Origin of the sequence: Streptomyces sp. NPDC058000, assembly GCF_042886435.1 — a bacterium.
GTDB lineage: Bacteria > Actinomycetota > Actinomycetes > Streptomycetales > Streptomycetaceae > Streptomyces.
Window position 1 is genome coordinate 73,390 of sequence record NZ_JBHVQS010000032.1, and the last position, 23,212, is coordinate 96,601.

19 protein-coding genes and 1 pseudogene are annotated in these 23,212 nt (G+C 68.5%); 10 read left to right on the forward strand and 10 right to left on the reverse strand.

Annotation, left to right across the window (positions count from 1 at the left end; all coding sequences use genetic code 11):
* Positions 1 to 62: 62 nt before the first annotated feature.
* The 4 genes and pseudogenes from ACFVT2_RS26755 to leuA all read right to left on the reverse strand — a co-directional run bounded on the left by ACFVT2_RS26755 (position 63) and on the right by leuA (position 4,892).
* Positions 63 to 596, reverse strand: coding sequence for an Imm21 family immunity protein (locus ACFVT2_RS26755; RefSeq protein ID WP_390021953.1), 534 nt, complete (start codon positions 594 to 596; stop codon positions 63 to 65).
* Between the two features lie 353 nt (positions 597 to 949).
* Positions 950 to 1,360: pseudogene (locus tag ACFVT2_RS26760) on the reverse strand (RHS repeat-associated core domain-containing protein); the annotation flags it as partial.
* A gap of 270 nt (positions 1,361 to 1,630) precedes the next feature.
* Positions 1,631 to 2,869 (reverse strand): MFS transporter, encoded by a 1,239-nt coding sequence (locus ACFVT2_RS26765; protein WP_390021954.1) that lies wholly within the window; start codon positions 2,867 to 2,869, stop codon positions 1,631 to 1,633.
* Positions 2,870 to 3,101: 232 nt separating this feature from the next.
* Entirely contained in the window at positions 3,102 to 4,892 is a 1,791-nt protein-coding gene (gene leuA / locus ACFVT2_RS26770) for a 2-isopropylmalate synthase (RefSeq protein ID WP_390021956.1), read from the reverse strand.
* A gap of 415 nt (positions 4,893 to 5,307) precedes the next feature.
* On the opposite strand from leuA, the gene ACFVT2_RS26775 reads away from it, so the two are divergent.
* Positions 5,308 to 5,997, forward strand: coding sequence for a FadR/GntR family transcriptional regulator (locus tag ACFVT2_RS26775; RefSeq protein WP_390021958.1), 690 nt, complete (start codon positions 5,308 to 5,310; stop codon positions 5,995 to 5,997).
* A 187-nt stretch (positions 5,998 to 6,184) separates the two neighbouring features.
* Here the strand turns inward: ACFVT2_RS26775 and ACFVT2_RS26780 are convergent, their stop codons facing one another.
* Positions 6,185 to 7,177, reverse strand: coding sequence for a bile acid:sodium symporter family protein (locus ACFVT2_RS26780; RefSeq protein WP_390021959.1), 993 nt, complete (start codon positions 7,175 to 7,177; stop codon positions 6,185 to 6,187).
* A gap of 894 nt (positions 7,178 to 8,071) precedes the next feature.
* Between ACFVT2_RS26780 and ACFVT2_RS26785 the strand changes: the two genes are divergently transcribed.
* From ACFVT2_RS26785 to ACFVT2_RS26815, 7 genes are all read left to right on the forward strand, one after another.
* Entirely contained in the window at positions 8,072 to 9,124 is a 1,053-nt protein-coding gene (locus ACFVT2_RS26785; RefSeq protein ID WP_390021961.1) for a type III polyketide synthase, read from the forward strand.
* A 48-nt stretch (positions 9,125 to 9,172) separates the two neighbouring features.
* Positions 9,173 to 9,733, forward strand: coding sequence for a cupin domain-containing protein (locus ACFVT2_RS26790; protein WP_390021962.1), 561 nt, complete (start codon positions 9,173 to 9,175; stop codon positions 9,731 to 9,733).
* Positions 9,730 to 10,644: an aromatic prenyltransferase gene (locus ACFVT2_RS26795; protein ID WP_390021963.1), complete on the forward strand. Its 915-nt coding sequence runs from the start codon at positions 9,730 to 9,732 to the stop codon at positions 10,642 to 10,644. The genes ACFVT2_RS26790 and ACFVT2_RS26795 overlap by 4 nt, the downstream gene beginning before the upstream one ends.
* Before the next feature lie 275 nt (positions 10,645 to 10,919).
* Positions 10,920 to 11,528 carry an isopentenyl-diphosphate Delta-isomerase gene (gene idi, locus ACFVT2_RS26800; protein ID WP_390021965.1) on the forward strand — a complete coding sequence of 203 codons (609 nt, stop codon included), beginning with the start codon at positions 10,920 to 10,922 and terminating at the stop codon, positions 11,526 to 11,528.
* A 282-nt stretch (positions 11,529 to 11,810) separates the two neighbouring features.
* Positions 11,811 to 12,638 carry an NAD(P)H-binding protein gene (locus ACFVT2_RS26805; RefSeq protein WP_390021966.1) on the forward strand — a complete coding sequence of 276 codons (828 nt, stop codon included), beginning with the start codon at positions 11,811 to 11,813 and terminating at the stop codon, positions 12,636 to 12,638.
* Between the two features lie 830 nt (positions 12,639 to 13,468).
* Positions 13,469 to 13,966, forward strand: a complete 498-nt coding sequence (locus tag ACFVT2_RS26810; protein WP_390021967.1) for a hypothetical protein — start codon at positions 13,469 to 13,471, stop codon at positions 13,964 to 13,966.
* A complete protein-coding gene (locus ACFVT2_RS26815) occupies positions 13,963 to 16,845 on the forward strand; it encodes a M48 family metalloprotease (RefSeq protein ID WP_390021969.1) in 2,883 nt (960 codons plus the stop codon). The genes ACFVT2_RS26810 and ACFVT2_RS26815 overlap by 4 nt, the downstream gene beginning before the upstream one ends.
* 584 nt (positions 16,846 to 17,429) lie before the next feature.
* Here the strand turns inward: ACFVT2_RS26815 and ACFVT2_RS26820 are convergent.
* Together ACFVT2_RS26820 and ACFVT2_RS26825 are read right to left on the reverse strand one after the other, a co-directional pair.
* On the reverse strand, positions 17,430 to 17,597 hold the full coding sequence (locus tag ACFVT2_RS26820; protein WP_390021970.1) for a hypothetical protein: 168 nt from the start codon (positions 17,595 to 17,597) through the stop codon (positions 17,430 to 17,432).
* A gap of 621 nt (positions 17,598 to 18,218) precedes the next feature.
* Positions 18,219 to 18,491 carry a hypothetical protein gene (locus ACFVT2_RS26825; RefSeq protein ID WP_390021986.1) on the reverse strand — a complete coding sequence of 91 codons (273 nt, stop codon included), beginning with the start codon at positions 18,489 to 18,491 and terminating at the stop codon, positions 18,219 to 18,221.
* On the opposite strand from ACFVT2_RS26825, the gene ACFVT2_RS26830 reads away from it, so the two are divergent.
* Positions 18,423 to 18,659 (forward strand): hypothetical protein, encoded by a 237-nt coding sequence (locus ACFVT2_RS26830; protein ID WP_390021971.1) that lies wholly within the window; start codon positions 18,423 to 18,425, stop codon positions 18,657 to 18,659. The genes ACFVT2_RS26825 and ACFVT2_RS26830 overlap by 69 nt on opposite strands.
* A 12-nt stretch (positions 18,660 to 18,671) precedes the next feature.
* Here ACFVT2_RS26830 and ACFVT2_RS26835 read toward each other — a convergent pair whose 3' ends face one another.
* Positions 18,672 to 18,800 carry a hypothetical protein gene (locus ACFVT2_RS26835; protein WP_390021973.1) on the reverse strand — a complete coding sequence of 43 codons (129 nt, stop codon included), beginning with the start codon at positions 18,798 to 18,800 and terminating at the stop codon, positions 18,672 to 18,674.
* 640 nt (positions 18,801 to 19,440) lie between these two features.
* Here ACFVT2_RS26835 and ACFVT2_RS26840 point away from each other — a divergent pair.
* Positions 19,441 to 19,974 carry a hypothetical protein gene (locus ACFVT2_RS26840; RefSeq protein ID WP_390021974.1) on the forward strand — a complete coding sequence of 178 codons (534 nt, stop codon included), beginning with the start codon at positions 19,441 to 19,443 and terminating at the stop codon, positions 19,972 to 19,974.
* A 279-nt stretch (positions 19,975 to 20,253) separates the two neighbouring features.
* On the opposite strand, the gene ACFVT2_RS26845 is transcribed toward ACFVT2_RS26840, so the two are convergent.
* Both ACFVT2_RS26845 and ACFVT2_RS26850 read right to left on the reverse strand, forming a co-directional pair.
* On the reverse strand, positions 20,254 to 21,873 hold the full coding sequence (locus ACFVT2_RS26845; RefSeq protein WP_390021975.1) for a multicopper oxidase family protein: 1,620 nt from the start codon (positions 21,871 to 21,873) through the stop codon (positions 20,254 to 20,256).
* An 828-nt stretch (positions 21,874 to 22,701) separates the two neighbouring features.
* Entirely contained in the window at positions 22,702 to 23,187 is a 486-nt protein-coding gene (locus ACFVT2_RS26850; protein ID WP_390021976.1) for a MarR family winged helix-turn-helix transcriptional regulator, read from the reverse strand.
* Positions 23,188 to 23,212: the final 25 nt, after the last annotated feature.

Here is a 23,212-nt window from a genome sequence, read left to right on the forward strand (position 1 = left end):
GCGCCGATTCCCAGCTTTGCCATGGCATTCCCGACCGCCCCATGTGCCGTCCCGCCAGGGGTTCATGAGCGATGCGGGTTGAGCGGCCTGATGGCGTGCAGGCGTCCCGCGACATCGTCGCCGATTTCAAAGTCCGCGGTGTGGAACTGGTATCGACCCGTCGGCAACGAGACGGACAGCGTCTCGACTTGCTCCAGAGAATCGCCCGGAACCGTTGCGTCGAACATGATCAATTGGTCATGGACATCAAGCACGGGGCCTTCATGCCAGTTGTCGATACCATCGAACGACCTGCGTGCGCCGTCGATCAGCGCCTGCTCGGACGGGGCATAGCTCCATTGGAGCAAGCACTGGAGATCTGGCAGGAACGTAGCCGGCAACGGTTCGTCCGCCACGACGATGCCAGGCGCTCTCTGGGCTGCGGGGCCGAATTCCACTAGCCCGAGACAGTCATCCACGAGACATGCGTCGTCGTAGTCATCCCCCTCGATTCCCTGCCAGACGGCGGCATGAGTGGCGGGGACGATGACGAACGGGCCTCCGGTGGACTCAATCCATTTCGTCGGGTTGTGTACCGATTCAGCGGGAGTTTCCATACCCTCCGTCACTTCCCCTTGCTCTCGTACAAGGGCCTCATGATAGGCGCGAGCTGCCGTGCCCAGCCCGCTTGCTGTCGGCTGCACGGCAGGCATTGCGGGTAGAGGCGCTGCGGTGTCCCGTCCGGGACCCATGAGCTGATGGGTTGATGGTCGGGCACAAAGTTCCCACCCTTCGACATCGGGTCCGTGGAACCGCAGGTGTGGCAACCGAATTGCTCACCAAGGTCGTTGACCTGCCGCCGCTCCTCAGCGGTGAACTTCTGGGACTTGCTCTGCGCTGGGATGGACTCCTGAGCGTAATCCCCGACGGTGCACACCTGCTCAGGGTCGCTGCGCTGGGCCTTCTTCTTCGGGCAGCTCTCGGGGGACAACCCCAGAGGGTCAGACCAGCTGTGGGGGTTATGCGGGTAGGTGGCGGGATTCGGTGCGGGCTCAAGGCCGAGTGGATCGGGCGTTGCGTAGCGCGCCGTATCGGGGTCGTAGTGGCGGTGGAAGTTGTAGTGGAGGGCGGTTTCCTCGTCGTCGTATTGGCCAGGAAACCGCAGCGGTGTGTGGGCGGTGGCGTCGCGATTCCGTGCAGTAGTGCCCCAGAGCGTTCTCCGGGAGTACCAGGCAACGTGTCCGGTCTCGTCGACGAGGTCCGTGGGGGTACCGACGAGATCGGTGATTATGGCGAAGAAGCGGGAGTCGATCTCGGACTGGTCCCAGCTGAGCCGCCGCTCGGTCTGCGTCAGAGGGCGATGGTCTTCGTGATCCCAGGTCCCCAACGCACCTGTTGGCCAGAGACGTTCGTGCCCTCAGCCGATACTGCGGTGCCGACAGGACCGGGTCGTCGCCGTAGGGTTACGGCGGAACTGTGTTGTCCAGGAGGTCCGTTCGGCGAGCACCGCAGCCAGCTCCTTGGCCAACAACTGCGGTGTGACGTCGGCAGGCACGCTGAGCGGTACGGCCGCGCCGTACCGGTGGCGAGAACGGCGTTCCGACCACCCACCATGGTCTGCTGCGTTTACTGCGTTACTGCCTTTACTGCCTTACTGCGTGTGTACGGGGTCGACCAGCGACGGAGAGGGCGGGTCAGGCGCGGGCAAGGTGCGGTCGGGCAGACGGGTCGCCATGACGACAGGAATGACGAAGACCGCGAGGAGTGCGTAGAAGACGGCGGGCAGGCCGCGCGCGTCGGCGAGCCATCCGAACGCGGGCGAGCACAGTCCGCCCGCCGCCATCGCCAGTCCCAGGGTGAGCCCACTGGCGGTGCCTGGGCGATTGGGCAAGTAGTCCTGGCCGAGGGTGACTTGCGCGGCGAACGGCAGGAACATCGCCACCCCGAACACTGCCGCACTCAGCACCAGGACCGGGAACGCGGGAGCCCAGGCAATACCCAACAGGGCGGGAAGCGCGACGAGGTAGCCGAACCGCACCGAGGCCATCCGGCCGTGCCGGTCACCCAGCCAGCCGCCCAGCAACGTGCCGACCGCCCCGGCCGCGGTGAAGGTACTGAGCACAGCGGCGCCCGCCGCCGCGGACTCCCCCAGATCGCGCTGCGCGTGCAGCGACACCATCGACGTGACCGTGACGTACGGAATGGACCATCCGATAATGACGGCCACCAGGCGGGCGAAGGAACGCCAGTCATCCGTCCGTCCCGTACCGCCTGCCCCTGCCCCTGCCCCTGCCCCTGCCTTGGCCGATGCGCCGGTGACCAGCGGACTGGCCGCCACGTGGCCCCGCGCTCGCATCCAGGGGCCCTTGAGAGCCCACAGGATGACCATGACCAGGGAAGGGACCGCCAGCAGATAACTTCCGGCGAACCCCACTCCCCCGATGACGAGAGTGACCAGCGTCGGAGCGAGGGCACCGCCGATGGTTCCGCCGACGGAGAAGACGCTCATGGCCTTCTGCGACGATCCACCGGCGGCACGTGCCTGGCTGGTCGCGGGCGGGTGGTAGACCGCGATGCCGATTCCGGCAAGCGCGACGCACAACCAGGTGACCAGATAGTTCCCGGACAGGCCCGCCGCCGCCACGCCCAAGGCCGCGGTGCCGAACCCCGTGGGTACCAGCCAGGGCCGCGACTTGCGGTCGGCGAGCGCACCGAACACCGGCTGGAGCAGACTGGAGAGACCGCTCGCCGCGAACGCCAGGCCGGAGACCGCTGCGTAGCTGTAGTGGCGCTGGGACATCAGGAACGGCAGCATCGCGGGGATCGCGCCCTGATAGAGGTCGTTGACCATGTGCGTACCGGCCAAGAAGCCGAGTTGCCCTTTTTTCATGCTGGAACGACCACTCTCTTTCTACGTAGGGATCCGGGACCTCAGCTACTCGGGTCCTCGGAGGAGTATTGCCTGTTCCCGACCTGCGACGTCCGGCCCGGTTGCGGGTTGGCGCCGAGCAGCTCCCAGCGCTCGCCGGGACGTACGGCCAGTCAGACCTCTTGCAGAATCGGAGCACCGGCGCGGACGAGGCCCACGTTGTTCGCACGGGTTGCGGCAGCCGCGGGCGCGGTCAGCTCCCTACGGCTCGGTTGACGGCAGCCATGACGGCGTGGATCGACGCGGTCAAAATGGAGGTGTCCCAGCCCGCTCCCCAACAGGTGGCGTCCCGCACCCGGCACTCGGCGTAGGAGACGGCGTGGCTGCCCGGTCCCGTAGTGGCGGCGTGCTCCGCGTAGTTCAGGATGTCGATCGGGATCCCGACGGTGCCGAGGGCGTCGGCGAGGGCGGACAGCGGCCCGTTTCCGGACCCCTGGCAGTGGTGCTCCCGGTCGTCGATGTGCAGGACGCAGGCGAACCGGTGGTCGCCGGGGGCGGTTTCCGCGGTGTTCCAGGAGACCAGCCGGACCGGGCCTTCCTCGGCGGGGCTGAGGTACGTGGTGCGGAAGAGTTCCCACAGGTCCTGGTGCGACAGTTCCCGACCACTGGCGTCGGACACCTGCTGCACGGTGCGGGAGAAGTCCGGGCGCATCGCCCTGGGCAGGTCCAGGCCGTGTCGGGTGTGCAGCAGGTGGGCGATACCGCCCTTGCCGGACTGGGAATTGATGCGGATGACTTCCTCGTACGTACGGCCGATGTCGCCCGGATCGATGGGCAGGTACGGCACCGCCCAGGGCGCGTCCGCGACGCCGAGTCCCCGGTTGGCGGCCTGCTTCGCGTGGTGCGCCAGGCCCTTGGCGATGGCGTCCTGGTGGGTGCCGGAGAATGCCGTGTGGACGAGTTCGCCACCGTAGGGGTGGCGCGGGTGGAGCGGCAGTCGGGTGCAGTGCTCCACCACCTCGCGCACGGCGTCGATGTCGGAGAAGTCGATCATCGGGTTCACGCCCTGGGTGTACAGGTTCAGGGCCAGGGTGACCAGGTCGACGTTGCCAGTCCGTTCGCCGTTGCCGAACAAGCAGCCCTCCACCCGCTGCGCACCGGCCAGCAGGGCGAGCTCGGCACAGGCAACTCCGGTACCGCGGTCGTTGTGCGGGTGGACGGAGAGGATCACCGCTCCGCGTCGGGCCAAGTGGCGGTCCATGTAGGCGATCTGGTCGGCGTACACATTGGGGGTCGCGACCTCCACCGTCGCCGGCAGGTTGTGCACCACCGGACGGTCCTCGCACGCCTCCCACAGTTCGGTCACGCTGTTACAGACCTCCAGAACGAAGTCCGGCTCCGTGAGGTTGAACACCTCCGGGGAGAACTCGAACCGGATGTCCGCCGCCGGCCGTTCCTCGGCCCGCCGCAGCAGATGGGCGGCTGCTTCCAGGATCAGTCCGTGCACCTCGGAGCGGGACCGGCCCAGGACCACGTCCCGCCAGGTGGGCGCGGTGGCCGTGTAGAGGTGAACGAGGGTGCGCGGAAGCCCCTCGATGGAGGCGACGGTGCGGTCGATGAGGTCCCGGCGAGCCGCGGTGAAGACGGAGATGGTCACGTCGTCGGGTACCGCACCGCTGTCGGCCAGGTGGCGGACGAAATCGAAGTCGGTCTGGCTGGCGGACGGGTAGCCGACCTCGATCTCCTTGAACCCCATGGCGACCAGGAGGTCGAACATCCGCCGCTTGCGTGCGATGTCCATCGGTTCCGCCAGTGCCTGGTTGCCGTCGCGCAGGTCCACCGGAACCCACAGGGGGGCACGCTCGATCCGACGGGAGGGCCAGTCCCGGTCCGTCGGGGGCAGGGCGACGCGGTCGTGCACCGGCTGGTAGCGGTGGTGCGGCATCGCACCCGGTCGTTGCGGATTCCACCGCGGTGCATCCACCGGGATCTCACCGGACGGAGTGCGCAGGGTGGGGAACTTCGTGGTTTCGCAGGAGTCCATGTGGCGGAACTTCTCTCGGTCGGCCGTCTGACGACCGGCGCAGCCTGATACCCCGCTACGGGGTGCCGGTCGTGTCAGGCCCCGCAGCGGCAGCCGAGAAGAAGGAGCTCGTGCAGCAGCATGCCGAGTACAGTAGCGGCCACCAACACCTCAGACAACCTGAGGAACTTGGAGAGGTGGGACCGAGGTGGCGCCGGACGTATCACGGTCAAAGCCGGCGGTGCGTCGGATGGTTGGTGAGGGCGATGGCGCCTCCAACACGAAGATGCGGCCGGTCGTGGTCGTCAGGCCCTCCCCCACACCTCGCCAGGCCGGTCGCCCGGTTCGCCTGGTTCGCCCGGTTCGCCTGGCGGTAGCCCCGCACCGAGTAGAATCATCGCCCGAATAGTCAGACAACCTGAGAGGTGGTGACGGCATGCCGCTCGGTGCCCTCCGTCCCAGTCCGCTGGTCGAACAGGCCACCCAGCACCTGCGCGACCAGATCGCCGGGGGACAGTGGCCGGTGGGGACCAAGCTGCCGGCCGAGACCGCCCTGGCCAAGACGCTCGGCGTGGGCCGCTCCACCGTGCGCGAAGCGCTGCGCGCCCTGGCCGGGGCCGGTCTGGTCCAGGCCCGCCAGGGCGCCGGCGTCTTCGTCATCGCCACCGAGCCCGAAGAGAACTGGCCCACCCGGCTACGGCGCGCCGCGGTCACCGACGTCTACGAGGTCCGCATGCTCGTCGAGGTGCAGGCCGCGCGCCTGGCCGCGCAGCGCCGCACGAAGGTCGATCTGATCGCCATGCGGGCCGCCTTGGAGGCCCGCCGTGCCGCGGCGGCCGGCGATGACGCGGCCTTCGTCGACGCCGACATCGCACTGCACGCCGCGGTCGTCACCGGCGCCCACAACCCCGTGCTGAGCGACCTGTTCGTCGAATTCGTCCCCGCGCTCCGCACGGGGCTGATCGGCCTGCTGGACATCCTCGACCTGCGGACCCACGAACCGAATCACGGGGATAAAGTCCACGAAGCCCTGGTGCGGGCCATCGAACGCGGCGATGCCAACGCCGCCAGCAGCACCCTTCAGGCCGAGCTGGAGGAGACCCTCGCCCGCCTGCACCGCCTGTGAGGCTCGGCGGGCGGGATCACGTCGTTGTCGCCGCCGGACACCACGCACACCACGGTGCCTGCCGAAGCCGGCATCGGTGCTTCGTAGGCCCCGCGAGCATCCACCGACCTTGCCCTGCCGCAGATACAGACATCGGCACGCTCGCTCAGGGGTTCCGTGAGCGACTCCTCGGGGAGAACTGCGACGGCTACCTGGAACGGCGATTCATCCATGCCGCGACCAAGGCGCCGGACAGGTTGTGCCAGACCGAGAAGACTGCGGCTGGGAGCGCCGTCAGTGGGGAGAAGTACGTTGCGGCCAGGGAGGCAGCGAGCCCGGAGTTCTGCATGCCGACCTCGAAGGCCATCGCCCGGCTCGCCGCGGGGTCGAGCTTGGCGAACCTGCCGGCTGCGTAGCCAAGGGCAAGGCCAAGGCCGTTGTGCAGCACTACGGCCAGCAGGACGACGGCCGCCGCGTCCTTGAGCGCGGAGGCGCTTGCGGCCACGACGATCAGGACGATCACCCCGACGGTAACGGCGGACAGCCAGGGCAGGGCGGGCAGGCAACGACGGACCAATCCGCTGGCCAGGCGGCGTACGAGCAGACCGGCGATGACAGGAACCAGCACGGTCTTCAGGATGTCCACGACCATGGGGGCGGCGTCGACATCGAGAAGGTGTCCCGCCAGCAGGAGGGCGAGGTAGGGCGTGATGAATGGGGCGAGGATGGTGGAGACTGTCGCGACGGACATCGACAGCGCGACGTCGCCCCGCGCCAGGAACGTCACTACGTTGGACGCCGTCCCGCTCGGAGCGCAGCCTACGAGGATCACTCCCACGGCCAGTTCAGGGGACAGGTCCAGCAGTTGGGCGATGGCCCAGCCGAGGCCCGGCATGATGACGTAGTGCGCGACCAGGCCGAGACCAACGGCCCAGGGCCGCTTGGCGACGCTGTCGAAGTCCTGCGAGGTCATCGTCAGCCCCATGCAGAACATGATCAGGCCGAGTAGATAAGGGATGGCGGGCTTGCCTTCGGCGAACGTCGAGGGCATGGCCAGGCCGAGGCCGCCGGCGGCGAGCACCAGCAGCGGGAAGACGGTGACTGCGAGCCGAGCCGTCCGATCGGCCCCAGTGACGTCCTCGGTGGGAGGCTCGGCCGTTGCCTGGGTAGTTGGCCTGCTGGGGTCCTGAAGGTGGTCCATGGTCGGTATGTCTCCTGTTTCCGCGTCCGCCGTCGTGTCCGTCACGGGTGGTGACGCGCGAGAAAACGCCTGATCCGGGCATTGGCTGTGGTGAGGTCGTGGGTGCTGGGCAGAGTGAGGAGCCTGAAGTGGTCGGGGTGGGACCGACTGAAACCGGTTTCGTGCGTGAGCATGATCGGCACCTTCTCCTCTCGTAGCAGCTCAAGGCGAGCTGGCCGACGTCTGTCACCGGATGCACGCCCGGGTCGAGGTCCGGAAAGACGTAGCGAGCGCCGTTCGGTCGGACGACTGGCACGCCGGGGACTGCCTGGCGCAATTCCCAGGCACCGTCGCACTGTTCGGCAAGGCGCCGGAACCGGGACACTGCCACAGACCTCTGAAGATCAGCAACAGAGTCACCACGTCCTACCAGGTGGAAGCGCCAGGACCTGGCCCGTACCTGCCGCTGGAGGGGCCGGGGCATCCCGGGACCTCCGCGACCTTGCTCTGCCGCATGCCCTGATCGAACAGATCGACCGCGTGCGACCGACGCCGTTCAGCGTCAACCGGGCCCAAAAACCTGCGAGTTCGACCCATATCTGGCATGCCGCACATGCCCGCGGCAACCGCGACGGCAAAGATCAACAAACTGTTGACACCGGTCCCCTGATGTCCAAAACTAGGCGGGCGAGTTGAGGGCAAGTCAACTATGTGCTGCGACCCCCGTGAACTCTCGTTCGCCCTTTGCGTCGCCGCGCCCAACGCCGTGCGCACCGACGACATGAGCGTGCGCCCTCACCGCCCGGCTCGGCGACCGCATCGCCGAAAACCTCGCCTCCGGCTGTCACTCACGAAGCAGGCCCACGTCCGCGAATCGGCTCATGGTGCTCTTGGGGCAATGCAAGGGAGATTCAATTGGCCATATTGTGCCGGCCTGCCGTCGCTGTTCCGGAACACGTCATCACCATGGAAGAGACCCTGGAGTTCGCCAAGAAAGCACATGCGGGCAAGCCCCAACTTCCCCTCGCACTCCGGCTGATACAGAACACCGGAGTGCAGAAGCGACACCTGGTCCAGCCCATCGAGCAGACCCTGAACCACCCGGGCTTCGAGGAACGCAACCGCATCTACGAGATCGAATCGCAGAAGCGCTGCCCGGAAGTCATCGAAGAGGCCCTGGCGAACGCACGGTTGAAGGCCGAGGACATCGACGCGATCATCTACGTGTCGTGCACCGGGTTCCTGATGCCCTCGCTGACCGCATGGCTGATCAACACCATGGGGTTCCGGTACGACACCAGGCAGCTGCCGATCGCACAGCTGGGCTGCGCGGCGGGCGGCGCGGCGATCAACCGCGCCCACGACTTCTGCATGGCCCACCCCGACAGCAATGTGCTGATCGTCTCCTGCGAGCTGTGCTCCCTGTGCTACCAGCCCGACGCCGACGACGTCGGCTCGCTGCTGTCCGACGGGCTGTTCGGCGACGCGGTCGCGGCCGCCGTGATGCGGGGCCGCGGCGCCGACGGCATCTCCGGCGTGCAGTTGGAGCGCAACGCCTCGTACCTCATTCCGAACACCGAGGACTGGATCTCCTACGCCGTACGCGACACCGGGTTCCACTTCCAGCTCGACCGCCGGGTCCCTGGCACGATGGAGCCTCTCGCCCCGGTGCTGCGCGAGCTCGCCGCGAGCCACGGTTGGGACGCCGGTGACCTCGACTTCTACGTCATCCACGCCGGCGGCCCCCGCATCCTGGACGACCTCGCCAAGTACCTCGGCGTCGACCGCACGGTCTTCCGGCACAGCTGGGCGACGCTCACCGAGTACGGGAACATCGCCAGCGCGGTCGTGCTCGACGCGCTGCGCCGACTGTTCGACGAAGAGAGCGCGGCCGCCGGCCACAAGGGGCTGCTGGCCGGCTTCGGCCCAGGCATCACCGCGGAGATGACAGTCGGCACCTGGGTGTAGCCAGAACGGACATGGCCAGCCAGGCCACAGAAGCGAGTGAGGTACCGAGTGGATGGCATTTTCGTCGGTCCTGGGGGCGGGCGGACACTGATCACGCCTGCGCAGGAGATCACCTTCAAGGTGACGGGCGCAGACGGCTCAAGTGCGTCGGTCTTCGAAGTCGTCGTGCCGCCAGGCTTCGATGTCGGTGCGCACCTGCACCAACGCTCCGAGGAACTGTTCTGCGTGCTCGAAGGCGAATTGGAGATCTTCGCCTTCGAGCCGGAGCGCTACACCGCGACGGACTGGACTGACTGGAAGTCCGCCGCCGGAGACCGCCCGGCGCGGGCCACTGCGGGCAGTGTCGCGTTCGTCCCGCAGGGCTGCCCGCACGCATTCGCGAATCGCACCAACGCGCCGGCGCGCGTGCTCTTCACCGTCAGCCCGTCGCCCCACCACGAGGTCTACTTCGAGCAGCTGGCGGAGATCTTCGCCGCGCCCGGACCGCCGGACCCGGAGGAAATCGAGCGCCTGCGCCGCGATTACGACATAACGCAATTCACCCCGCTTCGGCATCACCGCCCGCAGCCGGGTGGCACTGACCACCAAGCCATGGAGAGGACGAAGTGACCAACACCGTAGAAATCAGTGAGATCTATTCCGCCATCGAGCAATCCGCCCAGCTGCTGAATCTTCCGCTGGAGTCCGACAAGGTCAAGGCGGCGTTGGCGGCGTTCGAGCCGGCGTTCACCGACGCCTCGGTTGCCTTGCGCATCGCCACCGGCGCGCGTCGTGAGAAGCTGCTGGGTTACCGGTACATCAAGTACACCGGCGACCTGGACCCGTTGGAAACCGCTCTGGCCGCAGGGATGGTGGAGCGCGGCGACCATCCCGCGGAGCGGCTTTTCTGGGACGTCAAGAAGCAGTTTCCGATCGAGGGGACCGGGGGAGATTTCGAGATAGCCGCCGGCTTCCAGAAGATCTGGTGTTTCTTCCCGAGCAGCCGGCCGCAGCCGCTTGATGAGTTGTCGAAGCTGGACTCGATGCCGCGTGCGGTTGCGGACAATCTCGACGTGCTGGCGCGCTACGGACTGCACGCGGCCAGCCTGTTCGCGGTCGACTACACCTCCCACACACTGAACATCTACTTTGACGGCTTGCCGGCCGGCACGTTTGCGCCGGAGCGGGTCCGGGAGTTGATGCGCGAACTCGGAATTCCCGAGCCGACCGAGGACGAACTGGACCTGTGCGCGAAGGCTTTCGCGGTGTACTTCACGTTCTCCTGGGATTCTTCGAAGATCGACCGCGTGTGTTTCCCCGTGCTCGTTCCGGAACCCGAGCTCGTGCCGACCACCCTGGGGCCGACCATCACGCGGCTCGCGCAGCGGGTTCCGTTCGCCGGCACTGACCGGAAGTGCATTTACGCGACTACGCTGTCGGCTCGCGGGACCTACTACAAGCTGGAACCGTTCTACCACTGGAAGCCCGAGATCGTGAACGCCATGCACTTGGCGGACCCGCCGGAGGAGCACTCCGCCTAGCCTCGGCATTTCATATCGGCTCGCTGGTTCAAGTCGCTGGCCGTTTCGGCTTGTTGCGCCTTCCAGCTGGAGCCGGCAGGGCATGCCGCCGAAGAGACGGACGCTGCGTCACGGAGCGTGGAACAGCGTCCGTCTCGGACCGCGACAAACAGGGTGCAACGAAAGACGCAGCGGCAGCTGAGACGCATTGGGCATTCGGCTTTCCGCACAACCGGTGCATCCGACCATCAACCAGTCAGCCATTCCGCTGCGGATCGACCACACGAAGGAAGCTCATGCCGATCAGCCCGTTCACTCAGCGTGCCGGTGAGTCTCCGGCCGACCCCTCGCCGACCGGAGCGTCAGCCTCGATCATGCTTGAGCTGGTGGACGAGGAGGGCACCACGATCGGCACCGCGGAGAAACTGTCGGCGCACCAGCCGCCAGGGCGGCTTCACCGGGCGTTCTCGGTGTTCCTCTTCGACTCCGACGGTCGGATGCTGCTGCAACGCAGGGCACTGGGTAAGTACCACTCCCCCGGCGTGTGGTCGAACACCTGCTGCGGCCACCCCTACCCGGGCGAACCCCCCTTCGTGGCGGCGGCCCGCCGCACCGGGGAGGAGTTGGGCGTCGCCCCCTCGCTGCTCCAGGAGGCGGGAACGGTGCGCTACAACCATCCCGACCCGGCGTCCGGGCTTGTGGAGCAGGAGTACAACCACCTGTTCGTGGGTCAGGTCTCGCAGGTGCCGCGGCCTGATGCCGAGGAGGTCGGGGAGGTCGCGTTCGTGACGGCGGAGGAGTTGGCGGAGCTGCGGGAGAACGCGACGTTCTCGGCGTGGTTCCCCACAGTGCTGGAGGCGGCGCTGCCGGGGATCCGCAAGCTGGTGGGTCCCAGCAGCTGGTGACCATCGCATCGGTTCCCCTCACTGGGCTGCTTCAAAGTCCTGGCGGTAGCGGATAGTTGCAGGGAGCGGTGGTGCGATGCCTGTGCTCCGGCCCGTCCTGTACGCACCGAAGCTCCGGTTGGAACGGGCGAGAGATCAAGTCGCCTTGCCGAACCGGAGCTTCGATGTGCCGTCGGTCTGCCTGGTCACGTCACCCTCGCGTCAGCACCGCACGCCGCCCGTCGTCATCCGGCCTCCACTACCAGCTCCGCACGCACAGACACACACAAGGAGACAACGCTCATGATCCTGGTCACCGGTGCCAACGGAAACGTCGGCCGCAACCTCGTGCGCGAGCTGATCAATGCAGGGGAGAAGGTACGCGCCCTCACCCGAGACCCCGCCACCACCAGCCTGCCCGACAGCGTTGAGATCGTCTGCGGAGACCTCACCCGCCCCGAAACCCTGCCCGCCGCCCTGCAAGACGTGGACCGCGCATTCCTGTTCCCCGTCTTCGGCGCCCTCGAAGGCTTCCTCGCCAGTGCCGAGGAGGTCGGTACGCGACACATCGTGCTGCTCTCCTCGGATTCCGTCACGTTCTCTCAGCCCGGCTGGATCGGCGAGCGGCACCTCGCCTGCGAACAGGCCGTCGCCGCCTCCGGGATGTCCTGGACCTTCGTTCGCCCCACCGTCTTCATGGCCAACGACCTCGGCTGGACCCACCAGATCAGGCACGGCGGAACCGTACGAGGCGTATACGGCAGCGCCGCCATGGCCCCGGTCGACGAGCGCGACATCGCCGCGGTCGCCGCACACGCCCTGCTCACCCCGCAACCAGGAACGGCTTACGAACTCACCGGACCGCAGGCACTCAGCCAGATCGACCGGGTCCGCATCATCGGCGAGACCCTCGGCCTCTCGACCCGCTTCGAAGAGGTGCCCCGCGATGACGTCCGCCGAGGGCTGCTCGACCACTTGCCGCCCCCTGCCGCCGACTTCCTCCTGGACCAACTCGCCGCCGCCCAGACGGAACCGACCCCCGTCCTGCCGACCATCGAGCAGGTCACCGGGCACCCCGCCCGCAACTACGCCGAATGGGTCGCCCATCACGCCACGAACTTCGGCGGCTGACCCTCGAACGACTGTAGAGCCGCAACGCGGATCGCAACGCCCCGCAGTCACAGAGACACGACTCACCCACGGCCTACGTGGGGCTGTAGTACCCGGCGCCCGGCCGAGCACCATGGCCGGGCGCCTCAGCGCGTTGATGTGGACGAGAACCTGTTGGCGTCGTACGCGCCGAAGAGGCTCGGCTTCTTCTGTCGATTTCTATCGATTTCTATCGATACGAAACGGATGGGCTTCTGATTCGCTGATCGCTGTTTGAGGGAACTGGCGGGAGACGCACGGCACTTGACGCCGTTGGCACGGGAAGAGTTGCACTAGACCCGAGGCCGAGAGGAGGCGGCAGGACGAGGCCGCCAGGCGACGCACGGACGAGAGCATCCAGGCGGCGCCGCTCACGGACTCCGGGACGACGCCGAGCACGTACGCCGAGCAGCCCCCGAGCCCCGAACCGGCCGTCGTCCACCACGACACGAGCCAACAGCGCCACGTCACTCACCACCAGGACACGACCAGCCACACCCCCACGTACGACACTTCGAGCAGCAACACGTCGAGCTACGACAACAGCTCCAGCTACGACTCCGGTAGCTACTGAGTGCCCCGGTCCCCGGGCCGGTGACAGGCCCGGGGACCGGTGTCGGTCGGGATTCCGCCGGAGTGAGCCTCAGCCGGTCGTACGCGGTGTGCCGCTGGGCTGGTCCTGTGACGGCTTCGTCCGCGCCGGCGCGCGCCGTTGCCACAGTTCCGTCATCGCGTCCCCTCAGGGGTACCCTCCGTTCCCCCTTTGGTGCTGCAATGCAAGGAACTGGACTGCTACGTAAGGAGGTTGAACGGTGCTGTATGTACGCGATCTGGTGCGCGAAGTGGTGGCAGAGCACGCGGCCCACGAGTTACCGCTCGTCGACAGCCTGCGGACGTTGGACGACGACCGGGTCGTCCGCACCCTCGCCGGGGGCGGGCAGCAGCGGGAACCGCTCGGGTTCGGCTATGCCGAAATGTCCGCGCTGGTCACTCCGGTGGTCTGGCTCGTCCTCGATCAGGCGGCCCGCCACACGGTCGACCGGGCCACGGAGGGCCTGTTGGCGCGCGGCCGGGCCGGCGCGCGCAAGCTGCTGCGCCGGGCACCGGACACTGCGCACCGCACGCTGATCGCACTGGATCCCGGCGAATTGGCGCTGGTCAGAACGCACATCGTGGAACAGGCCACCGAGCGGGGCGCCGACCGCCGGGACGCCGAGGCGCTGGCCGACAGCGTCGTGGCGCGGATCGCGACGGCGCCGGCCGACGAGGACCGCCCCGGCACCACCGGCACCACCGGCACCACCTCGTGAAGGCCCTCGCCGCGCTCCGGAGCGCGACCGGGACCGGCCCCCGCTTCGCGCTGCTGATGGTCCTCGTCGTGGCGTCGAGCATCCCCACGCTCGATACGCTGCTCCAGGACGCCCCGGCGCTCCTCGGCCTGCGCGACGGCCGAGAGGCCCTGCACGGCCCGTCGGGCTGCCTGTACGCCGCCGGATTCGACCCCGGCAGCAGCGATCTGGCGAACCTCCTGACAGCCTTGAGCCGGCCGGGCACCCTGCACAAGTGCATCGGCGACCACACCCTCGTCCCGTACCGCGGCGCCCTCGCCACCCTGGTGCTGCTCGCCCTCGCGGCCGGACTGTACTGGTGGCTGCCGGCGGCCCGCGAGCGGTGGCGCCGGATGGTGCCGCTCGAAACCGTCGACGCCGACGGCACACTGCGGGCCGAGCTCACCGCACTGTGCGACCGCGCCGGCATCCGCGCGCGGTTGCGCTTCCGCGTCGACCCGGCGCGGACGACCTCCGGCGCCAGCGTCTACGGCCGCTCCGGCAGCTACACCGTCTCCCTGCACTCCGGCCTGCTCCCCCGGCTCGGCACCGACCCCGAGGGCTTCCGCGCCGTCGTCCTGCACGAACTCGCCCATGTGCACCACCGCGACGTGGACTACGCCTATGCCAGTACCGCCCTGTGGCGGGCCTACGTCCTGCTCGCCCTGATCCCGACCTTCGCCGTGACCGGCTGGATCCTCGTCCTGGCACTGTCCGGCACCAAGTCCCCGTGGTGGCCCGGCGCCGCGGCCATGCTGGTGGCCCCGGTGCTGGTCGGACTGCTGCTGGCCGGGCTGGTGCACCTCGCCCGGGCCGATCTGCTGCGGCGGCGCGAACTGTTCGCCGACCGCCGGGCAGTCGCCTGGGGCGCGGACGCCGCCGGCTGGCAGCGCCCCGACCCCGCCGGGTCCGTGGCACCGTGGCTGCGTCGGCTGACCGCGCTGCTCGGGACCCACCCGCGGTGGGAGGAGCGCCGACGCGCACTCGCCGACGCCGACCGCCTGGACCGGGTCAGCCCCCTGGCGATGTTCCTCACCGGTATCTCGGCGGCACTCCTGCACCAGTCCCTGATGACGCTTCCGGTCCTGTCCGACGGCCCGGGCACCTTCTGGATCACGGTCGGCGTGGTGACCCCGGTGCTCTGCTTCGCCCTGGGCCTGCCACTCGTACGGGCCTCGGGCACGGCCGACCGAGACGGGCGGTCCGCCACCGTGGCGGGCCTCTGGCTCGGCTTCGGCCTGCTGCTGGGCGAGTTCGTCTCCAGCGGCCAGTACCGGATCGACTGGATGCTGCCGCGGCCCCAGTACCTGCTCGCGTTCCTGCTCATCGCGGCCGTGCCCGCGGTGTGGTGGTCCCAGTCACTGCGCCTGGCGCTCGCCCTGCCCCGGCGGGGACAGCGCTGGACGGCCACGGGGTGCTGCGCGCTGGTGACCGCGACGGTTCTGTGGGCCGGGCTGCGGTGGTGGCAGATGGGGGGCGAGACGCTCTCCTTCGGCGCCGTCGACCGAAGCGCGGGCCTGGCCGCGTACTACGCCCGGACGATCCCGGGCGACTGGCACAGTTACGGCCCGGACCTCTCGGCCTTCACCACCGGCCTCATCGTCCTCACCCCGCTGAGCGGCGAGATCCTGGTCGGGGCCGCCGCGCTGCTGATGTGGCTGGTACCGCTGGCCCTCGCCCTGCTCCAGCGCACGGGCGTGACAGGCAACGGACTGCGGCTGCGCCGGACGCTCGTCGCCGGCCTCGGCGGGGCCCTGCTGTGCGGCGCCGGCCTGGTCGTGACCCAACTCGTGATGAACCAGTCACGGCCGGCGACACCGAAAGGTCCGACCGGCCCCTTCGTCCTCATCCATATGTGGTGGGTGATCGTGACGGTCCTGGCGGCCTGCCTGCTGACGGCCACCGTGGTGGCCGCCCGGGCACGCCGGCACTGGCTGCTGCGGGCGCTGCTCGCCGCACAGGTCGTCCAACTGCTCGCCTACGCCGAGGTGTTCCTGCTCTACTCCGCCGACGGCTGCCTGGGACCGCTGAACACCGCCTCCGACGTGTGCCGGTGGCGCCCCCGCAACGGCCTGATCATCGACGGCCCGGTCATCTCCCTCACGCTCGTCAACGCCGTCCTCGGATCGGCCTGCGCGGCGTTGGTGGGGGCGGGTCTGGCGTGGGCGGTACGCCGGATCCGCGGCCGGCCCACCGCGGACAACGCGGCAGACTCGGCATCGAGCGGGGCCGTCCGCCCGCCCTCGATGCTCCTGAAAGCGGGCACGCTCCTCGCGCTCGCCGTACCGGCGGTGGTGCTGGCCACCGTGACCTTCACCCAGGCAACCGCCCCCGACGACTCCCGCCTGTGGCAGGACGCCGCCGATGCGGCCAGGAAACAACGCGGGCCCGCCCCGCCGGCGCAGGCACCGGAGACCCGAGCCTGGCAGGCGGCGTCCTGGCTGAACGACGGCGGGACCCGGCATGCACAGCAGATCAACGCCGCCTCGATCGCCCTGGACTCCGAACTCTTCAAGTCCGCCTCGGGTAAGCGCAACGCGGACGGGACGGTCGCGCTGGACGAGAAAGCGTTCCACAGCCTCTGCGGCGCCCTGGGCCAGCGGGTCGAGGAGGCCCGGGACTACTTCCCCGTCCCGGACCCGAGCCTCCAGAAGAACTGGTCCGACGCCCTGAACCAGGTGCGCCACGGGACCCAGGACTGCCAGGAGGCGACCGCTCCGCCCAAGGACGCCCCGCACCGGACCGACGCGGAGCGCGAGCGCCTCTTCACCACATCCCTCAACGAGATCGTCAGCGGAATGCGCACCTTCGGCACCACGGTCCAGAACATCAAGAAGGCCGCCACTTCTCCGACCAAGTAACTCCCACGGTACGGGCCGCCGAACCGCTTCAGCCAGCGAGGCGAAGGGCCTATTGCGTAGCGTCACACGTTTCGCAACGACTGACCCCGGCGAGGCGTACGTTGCCTTCGGTCGGCCGGAGTGGGCTGGACGCCGACAGTCGTCGCCAAGCGCCCGGAGCGGGATCGGGCACCCAACCGAATTTCGGCGCCCGGATGACACTGTCGCTCAGGTGGGCACACCCAGGTAGGTGCGCCTTGCCCTGGTCGTGAATGATGATCGCGCCTTCTGGCCAACCTGCCCACATCGAGTCGCCTCCGCCAATTCGGTGGCCGACACGTCCCGTTCGGCCTTCCGGAGCACAATCAGCGCAGTTGTGCAGCTCGTGGCGTTCGCAGTACAGCAAGACCATCCCCCTGTGCGCTTCGTCCGAGCGTCAAGCTTAGGGGCGGCGCCCCTGGCACGTCAGGCGATCTCGTCGGCGAGTTGGTGGAGATGCATTGCACCTCACTGGTTTGTGCTCCGCCGTGAACTGGCGTGCCCTGCATGACCGGAGGCAGCGACGATGAGCCCCGGGCTGAATATCGCGAAGCCATCCACCCCTCTCAGCAGAGGCGGGAGCATCCCACGAGGCGGATCAGCAGTGGCGCGACGAGCACCATGGTGAACAGGCACAGGCTCTGCACGCTGGAGACGAGGGAGATGTCGTCGTGTGTGAACACGATGGTGACCAGGACGGCGTTGATGTCCCCGGAGATGCGGGCGGTGAGCATGTACCGGTGTGTCGTGCGGGTGGTTAGCGGCGGCCGATGACCTCGACGAAGAGAGCGAGGGAGATCGATCCAGTCGTCTGCATGACTTTCCTTACCTCGCCCCAACTACCGATCGAATGGCCTCGCGAAATCGTCGTAGGGCTCGCCTTCGGGAAGGCCCTTACTCGCCACGCGGACCAGGGTCCCGCCGAGGCGCATAAAGATCTCGGCGTTCCGCCCGGTGAACGCGTCGGTCTCGTCCGCACGCCGTGAGCGCCGCCGCCAGCGCAGCTCCCAACGCAATCCCCCGTGCCACTCCGAACCCCGTCAACTCCATCACTGACCAGATCATTTGCTGCGCTTCGGCCGCCACGACAGTGTTGGGGCCGCTGGGCGCGGGCTCGACCTCGCTGGTGTCGAGTTCGAAGTAGGCGGTATCGCACCCGCATGTGCAGCGCGCTCGCACGCTGAGGTGTGGAACCTGCCTTCGGAGCGCGACATGAACCGGATCGTCCGCGTTCAGGACTGCCGCAAGCACATCGGCTACGTCGGCAGGCAGGCTCTCCGTCATCCCGTCCTCGTATCTGACCAGCGTCTTTGGGCTCCGACCGCGACCTGCCCATCGCCATTCGGCCGGTCAGCTCACGCGTCCATGACCAGGTCGGTGCCAGCGAGGCAGCCGTCAATGACCACCGGTCGGTACCGCAGCATCTTGAGCTTGCGCTTCACGGCACGGCACGGCACGGCACGGGTGATCTGTGTGAGGTCAGCGGTGGCGAGGTTGCCGATGGTGAGGAAAAGCAGGTAGATGCCGGCCCACAGCGGGGTGTCGGCGTAGTCGTAGCCGTGGAGCGGCTGACCGAGGAACTCTCCGCGTGCAGCGAGGAGTTCGCCAGGTGGTGGCAGGCCCACCACCTGGCGACTTCGGCAGCAGCCGACGCACCTTCCACCACCCCAGGCCGGGGGCTGACCTTCGACTACATGAAGCTGGCGGCCCTGGACACGCCCGGGGTCAAGCTGTTCGTGTGTATGCCGGGCGACGAGCGGACGCGGCGGAGCCTGCCGCTACTGCGGGGCGAGTGAGGGGGCCGGGCGTCAGCAGCCGCCCGAGGCCGCGGCGGAGGCGACCGACGAGGCGATGGCGACGTCGGTGTTGCCCCGCGCCGCCCGGTCGCCCGCGCGCTTGGCCTCCTCAAGACCGGCGCCCCGGGAGGCCGCTGCCATGGTGGCCTCCATACGGCGCTGTTCTATCAACTCGGCACGCTGGCGCTTCAATTTGCTCAGGAACGACATCATGACTCTCGCGTTTCCCCTGTGACGGTAATCAAACATCCTGCCGCATCCCACCATACGGCGGACGTACGACAAGACCCCTCTCCGCAGCCGCGCACGACGGTTGCAGTTGGCAGTCGCTGAGGGCACGGGCCCTGCCCGCATGTCAGAGACTTGGGCCTCGCTCACGCCGCCGATGGAGATCGGCGGACGCTTGCCAGCGCGGGCGTGCACGCAGGAGACGAGCTGCGTCGTGCCGTTGTCGGCGGCGGCGGTCAGTAGCGCCCTGGCGGGCACGGGGCGTCGTGGCGGACCAGGAGTGCGTCCGGCCTCCAGATATGCGCTGGTCGCCCAGGTGTCCCAAGACTGGCTCGTCCACCGCCTCGTATGCGCAGCTGAGGCTCTCGTTGGCGCCAGGTAGGGCCGTTGGGGCGGAGTGTCCGCGCCGGTCGTGGCCGGGGTGGCCGGTCGATTGCGACGGCGATGGATCCGGCGCGTCGCCGAATGCTTGCGGTGTCTTTCATATTAGCCTCTCGTAACTGTTCGAAGTCGCCATATCACGGATTGCATCCGTTCGACCACCGGAGATGAAATGCGCAAGCTTCAGAAGACCGTCGTCGTGTCCGTCGCCCTCGGCGGTTTTGGCTTCCTCTGCGCCGGCACCGCCTACGCGGATGGCGGGAGGGGCGACATCGGGTTCGACGTCAGGCAGGGCTCCCAGTGCCGGTCGCACGACACGAACGTCGACGTCCTCGGCGAGGTCGGGATCCTCAACGGCGTTCTGGGTAACGCGCTCGGCGGCGAGGGTTCCCCCGGGGCTCAGAGCACGCGGATGGGCTCGTCCATGGGCTGCGACAACAGCGTCGTCCTCAAGGGAGACGACGAGGACAGGGGAAGGGGCTCCGAGGGTAGAGAAGGCAGGGGAGACGACGAGGACAAGGGCAGGGGCTCGGAGGGTAGAGAAGGCAGGGGAGACGACGAGGGCAAGGGCAGGGGCTCGGAGGACAAGGGCAGAGGCTCGGAGGGCAGGGAAGGGAACGGCGGCAAGGAAGGCAAGGCAGGCGGGGAAGGCCGGGAAGGTGGGGAGGGCCCGGTGCGCGCGGTAGGCGGGGGCGACGGGGAATGACACTGTCGCCCGGCGTCCGCACCACGGTCCGGGCCGGGGCACTGTTGGCCTCATCGGGGCCAGGCCGCGGGAGTCCGCTCGACCCGCAGTCGGAATGAAAGGCCGCTGGCCGGGCTCCTCGGGGAGGCCCGGCCAGCGGCTGTAGTTCGTGGTGAGGTGGATGGAACGCCGGTAGCAGCAGACGGCCGCGGCGAGTCCGGGAACGGCCGGGTGGCTACGGGGATCGCGTTCGCAGCGGGGGTTGGGCGCGCGGGAGCCGGTCAGCCGGGAGTGGCGGAGTCATCGCCTCGACTTGTAGCCCATGACGGTCATCATCCCCGACTCCGAGTGGTAGACGTTGTGGCAGTGCAGCATCCACAGGCCAGGGTTGTCGGCGTCGAAGTCCACGGAGACCTTCTTGTCCGGCAGGACGATGGTGGTGTCCTTGCGGGGGCCGCCGTTGGGCAGCGCGAAGGTGTGTCCGTGCAGGTGCATCGGGTGCCACATCGTGGTCTTGTTGTGGAAGGTGATCCGTACCCGCTCCCCTTGGTGCACGGCGTACCGCTGTGTATCCGTGTACGGCCTTCCGTTGATCGCCCAGTCCCAGTCTTCCATGGAGCCGGTGAGGTCCATCTTGATGGTGCGGTCCGGCTTGCTGTCCGAGAGCCGTACCGATGCCGCGGCCTTGAACTTGTCCGCGCTCAGCCCCCCGCTCCTGAGCTCCGTCGGGCGGATCTTCTCGTTGGGCGCCTCGCCGTCACCGGTCCGCAGGAGGGCCTGCGCGGTCTGGTTTTTGCTGCCCGCGGAGAGCGCGGTGAGCGGGAAGACGCCGTCCTTCGCGGTGACCAGGACGTCGAAGCGCTCGCCCATCGCGATGAGCAGGCTGTCGGTCTCCTTGTGCTTCACCGGGTAGCCGTCGGTGTGCGTCACGGTCATGTTGTGACCGCCGAGCGCGACGCGGTAGGCGGTGGCGGCGGCCGCGTTGATGAGGCGGATCCGGATGCGGTCGCCGGGTTTGGCGCGGAAGGTCTCCCGGTCCCTGGCCACCCGGCCGTTGATCAGGTGGAACGGATGATCCACGCTGTCTGAGGGGTCGTCGGACAGCAGGTGCCTGGCACGTCTCCGCCACCGGGACGCGGCGGCCGCCGCCGACCGACCGCCGTGTCTTTGCATGCCGCCGTGGCCGCCGGCCCCACCGGGCTTGTTCTTGTTCAGCTCGGCCAGCATCTCGTCCGGAGTCATTCCGTCGACCCCGTCGAGCCAGTCATCGATCAGGACGACCCATTCGTGGTCGTACGAGAGGGGCTCGCGGGGGTCCTCGACGATCAAGGGCGCGTACAGCCCGCGGTCGAGCTGCACGCCGACGTGCGGGTGCAGCCAGTGCGTGCCGGGCCTGGTGACCGCGAAGGTGTAGTCGAAGGAGTGGCCGGCCTTCACGCTGCGCTGGGTGATGTCGGGCGAACCGTCCATGTCGTTGCGGATCTGCACCCCGTGCCAGTGGATGGTGGTGGAGTGCGGGAGACGGTTGTGGAAGCTCATGGCGACCTTGTCGCCCGCGTCGACCCGGATCTCCTTGCCGGGCAGCCGGTCGCCATACGCCCAGGTGTTGACGATCCGGCCGCCGATGTCGAACTTGGCCGCGCTGGCGGTCATCGTGAAGCGGCGTACGGGGCCCGACCCCCGGTGCTTCTCCGTTTTGATGACCTCAGGACCGTGCGGAGAGACATAGTGCGACGCGGCGTTGTGGCCGTGGGGTCCCGGCGAGCCGGGGCCGTCGTGCGCGTCAGGGGGGTGCGGAGTGCCGCGGGAGCGATGCCTGCCGGTTTTGGCGTCCAGGGCGGTGGCCCCGGTGGCCAGCAGTCCGCTGCCGGCGGCGGCGATACCCGCGCCGAGCAGGGCGCGTCTGGAGTGTGTGGACATAGGGAAAGCACCTCGTGGCGATCGTGTCGGTGTGATGCGTGGTCGGCGAGGGGGCGCTGCGTGGACTGCCTGGGACCTCAACGGCGGAGCGCGTTCTTCCACGCGCAGCACCGACAGTCGGGGGAGGAGTTTCTGGCGCGGCGGCGGCCGTATGGGCCACCGTCCGCACGGCCGGCAGGCGGGGCGGACGGCCACCGGGCCGTAATCCCGTCGGGCCGAGTACAGGCCGGCGCCGGAGAAGGAAGCCGGCCGCCAGAAGGAGCACACGGCCGTCCAGGCAGAGGCGGAGTCCATGACGCGGCCGTCGGTGTCCGTCACCGACCGGCTGACTTCCTGGTGTGCCGTCATTCCGCCATGGTCAGACACGTCTTGGCGTGTCGTCATGCCGTGATGAGCCATCCGGGCCGCAGCCGTGAGCGAGGGCTCAACCGTGCGGACCGACGGCCGGTGTCGTGCCCGGCGTGTCCGGCCGTGGGACGTTCGACCGTATGCATCGTGACGACCGCGAGGGTCAGCGTTGCGGAGCCGGCCTGGACGACACCGGCGACATCGCGGAACCGCGCTCCTGCGGGCCCTCCTCGTCCGCACGGGAGCCGAGAGCACCGCTGAACCGGTACGGCAGAGGGGCGCCGTGCGGCGCTCACGGCCCAGACCGATCCGAGGTCCTCAACGCGCCGTCATACCAACCACGTTGACCTGCGACGTTCAAGAGGTGACGTTCAAGATGTGACGGGCTCAGTGTCCCTGGGGGCAAGGTCACGATCTACGTCCGGAGCACTCCACCGTTGTGGCGCAGCTTCCGACCACGCCGGGGACATGACGGTGAGCTCACCACACCGGGCGCAACGGGACGGGCTGATCGCCGTAGACGTGGTCGATGTAGGCGCGCAGGTCCTGGTCGAGTGCGGCGAGGCGGTCGGGGCCGATGACCTCGGCGAACCGCTGTTCCGCCTCCACCCACAGCTGGTCGGCGAGGCGCACGTACTCGTGGCCCCGCTCGGTGAGGGTGAGTGACTGGGCCCGCTTGTCGACGGGGTGGGACCGGCGTTGCACGTAGCCCCAGTTCTGGAGCTCCGCGACGGCCTTGGAGGCGGCCTGTTTGGTGATGCCCAGGTGGGCTGCGAGGTCCACGGTGGTGGCGCCCGGGTGGCCGGCGAGGTAGCGGAAGGTGTAGCCGTGCGCGGGACGTAGCGGTTCGCGTCCGAGTTCGGCCAGGCGGCTGTGGAAGTGGTCGGTCATTGCCCGGTGGGCGATCGCCAGCAGCAGGGGCACCTGCCCCGGGCGGCGAACGGTGAGATCGGGGTTGGTCGGCACGGCTCCTCCTCAATTAGTCAATTGG

What these genes read in the sequence shown, in the direction of transcription:
- ACFVT2_RS26820 (WP_390021970.1), bottom strand. Translation starts at nt 17,597, where the DNA reads ATGCTCACCGCCCGCATCTCCGGGGACATCAACGCCGTCCTGGTCACC.
- ACFVT2_RS26765 (WP_390021954.1), bottom strand. Translation starts at nt 2,869, where the DNA reads ATGAAAAAAGGGCAACTCGGCTTCTTGGCCGGTACGCACATGGTCAAC.
- ACFVT2_RS26780 (WP_390021959.1), bottom strand. Translation starts at nt 7,177, where the DNA reads ATGGACCACCTTCAGGACCCCAGCAGGCCAACTACCCAGGCAACGGCC.
- ACFVT2_RS26755 (WP_390021953.1), bottom strand. Translation starts at nt 596, where the DNA reads ATGGAAACTCCCGCTGAATCGGTACACAACCCGACGAAATGGATTGAG.
- ACFVT2_RS26845 (WP_390021975.1), bottom strand. Translation starts at nt 21,873, where the DNA reads ATGTCCACACACTCCAGACGCGCCCTGCTCGGCGCGGGTATCGCCGCC.
- idi (WP_390021965.1), top strand. Translation starts at nt 10,920, where the DNA reads ATGCCGATCAGCCCGTTCACTCAGCGTGCCGGTGAGTCTCCGGCCGAC.
- ACFVT2_RS26840 (WP_390021974.1), top strand. Translation starts at nt 19,441, where the DNA reads ATGCGCAAGCTTCAGAAGACCGTCGTCGTGTCCGTCGCCCTCGGCGGT.
- ACFVT2_RS26805 (WP_390021966.1), top strand. Translation starts at nt 11,811, where the DNA reads ATGATCCTGGTCACCGGTGCCAACGGAAACGTCGGCCGCAACCTCGTG.
- ACFVT2_RS26775 (WP_390021958.1), top strand. Translation starts at nt 5,308, where the DNA reads ATGCCGCTCGGTGCCCTCCGTCCCAGTCCGCTGGTCGAACAGGCCACC.
- leuA (WP_390021956.1), bottom strand. Translation starts at nt 4,892, where the DNA reads ATGGACTCCTGCGAAACCACGAAGTTCCCCACCCTGCGCACTCCGTCC.
- ACFVT2_RS26835 (WP_390021973.1), bottom strand. Translation starts at nt 18,800, where the DNA reads ATGGCAGCGGCCTCCCGGGGCGCCGGTCTTGAGGAGGCCAAGCGCGCG.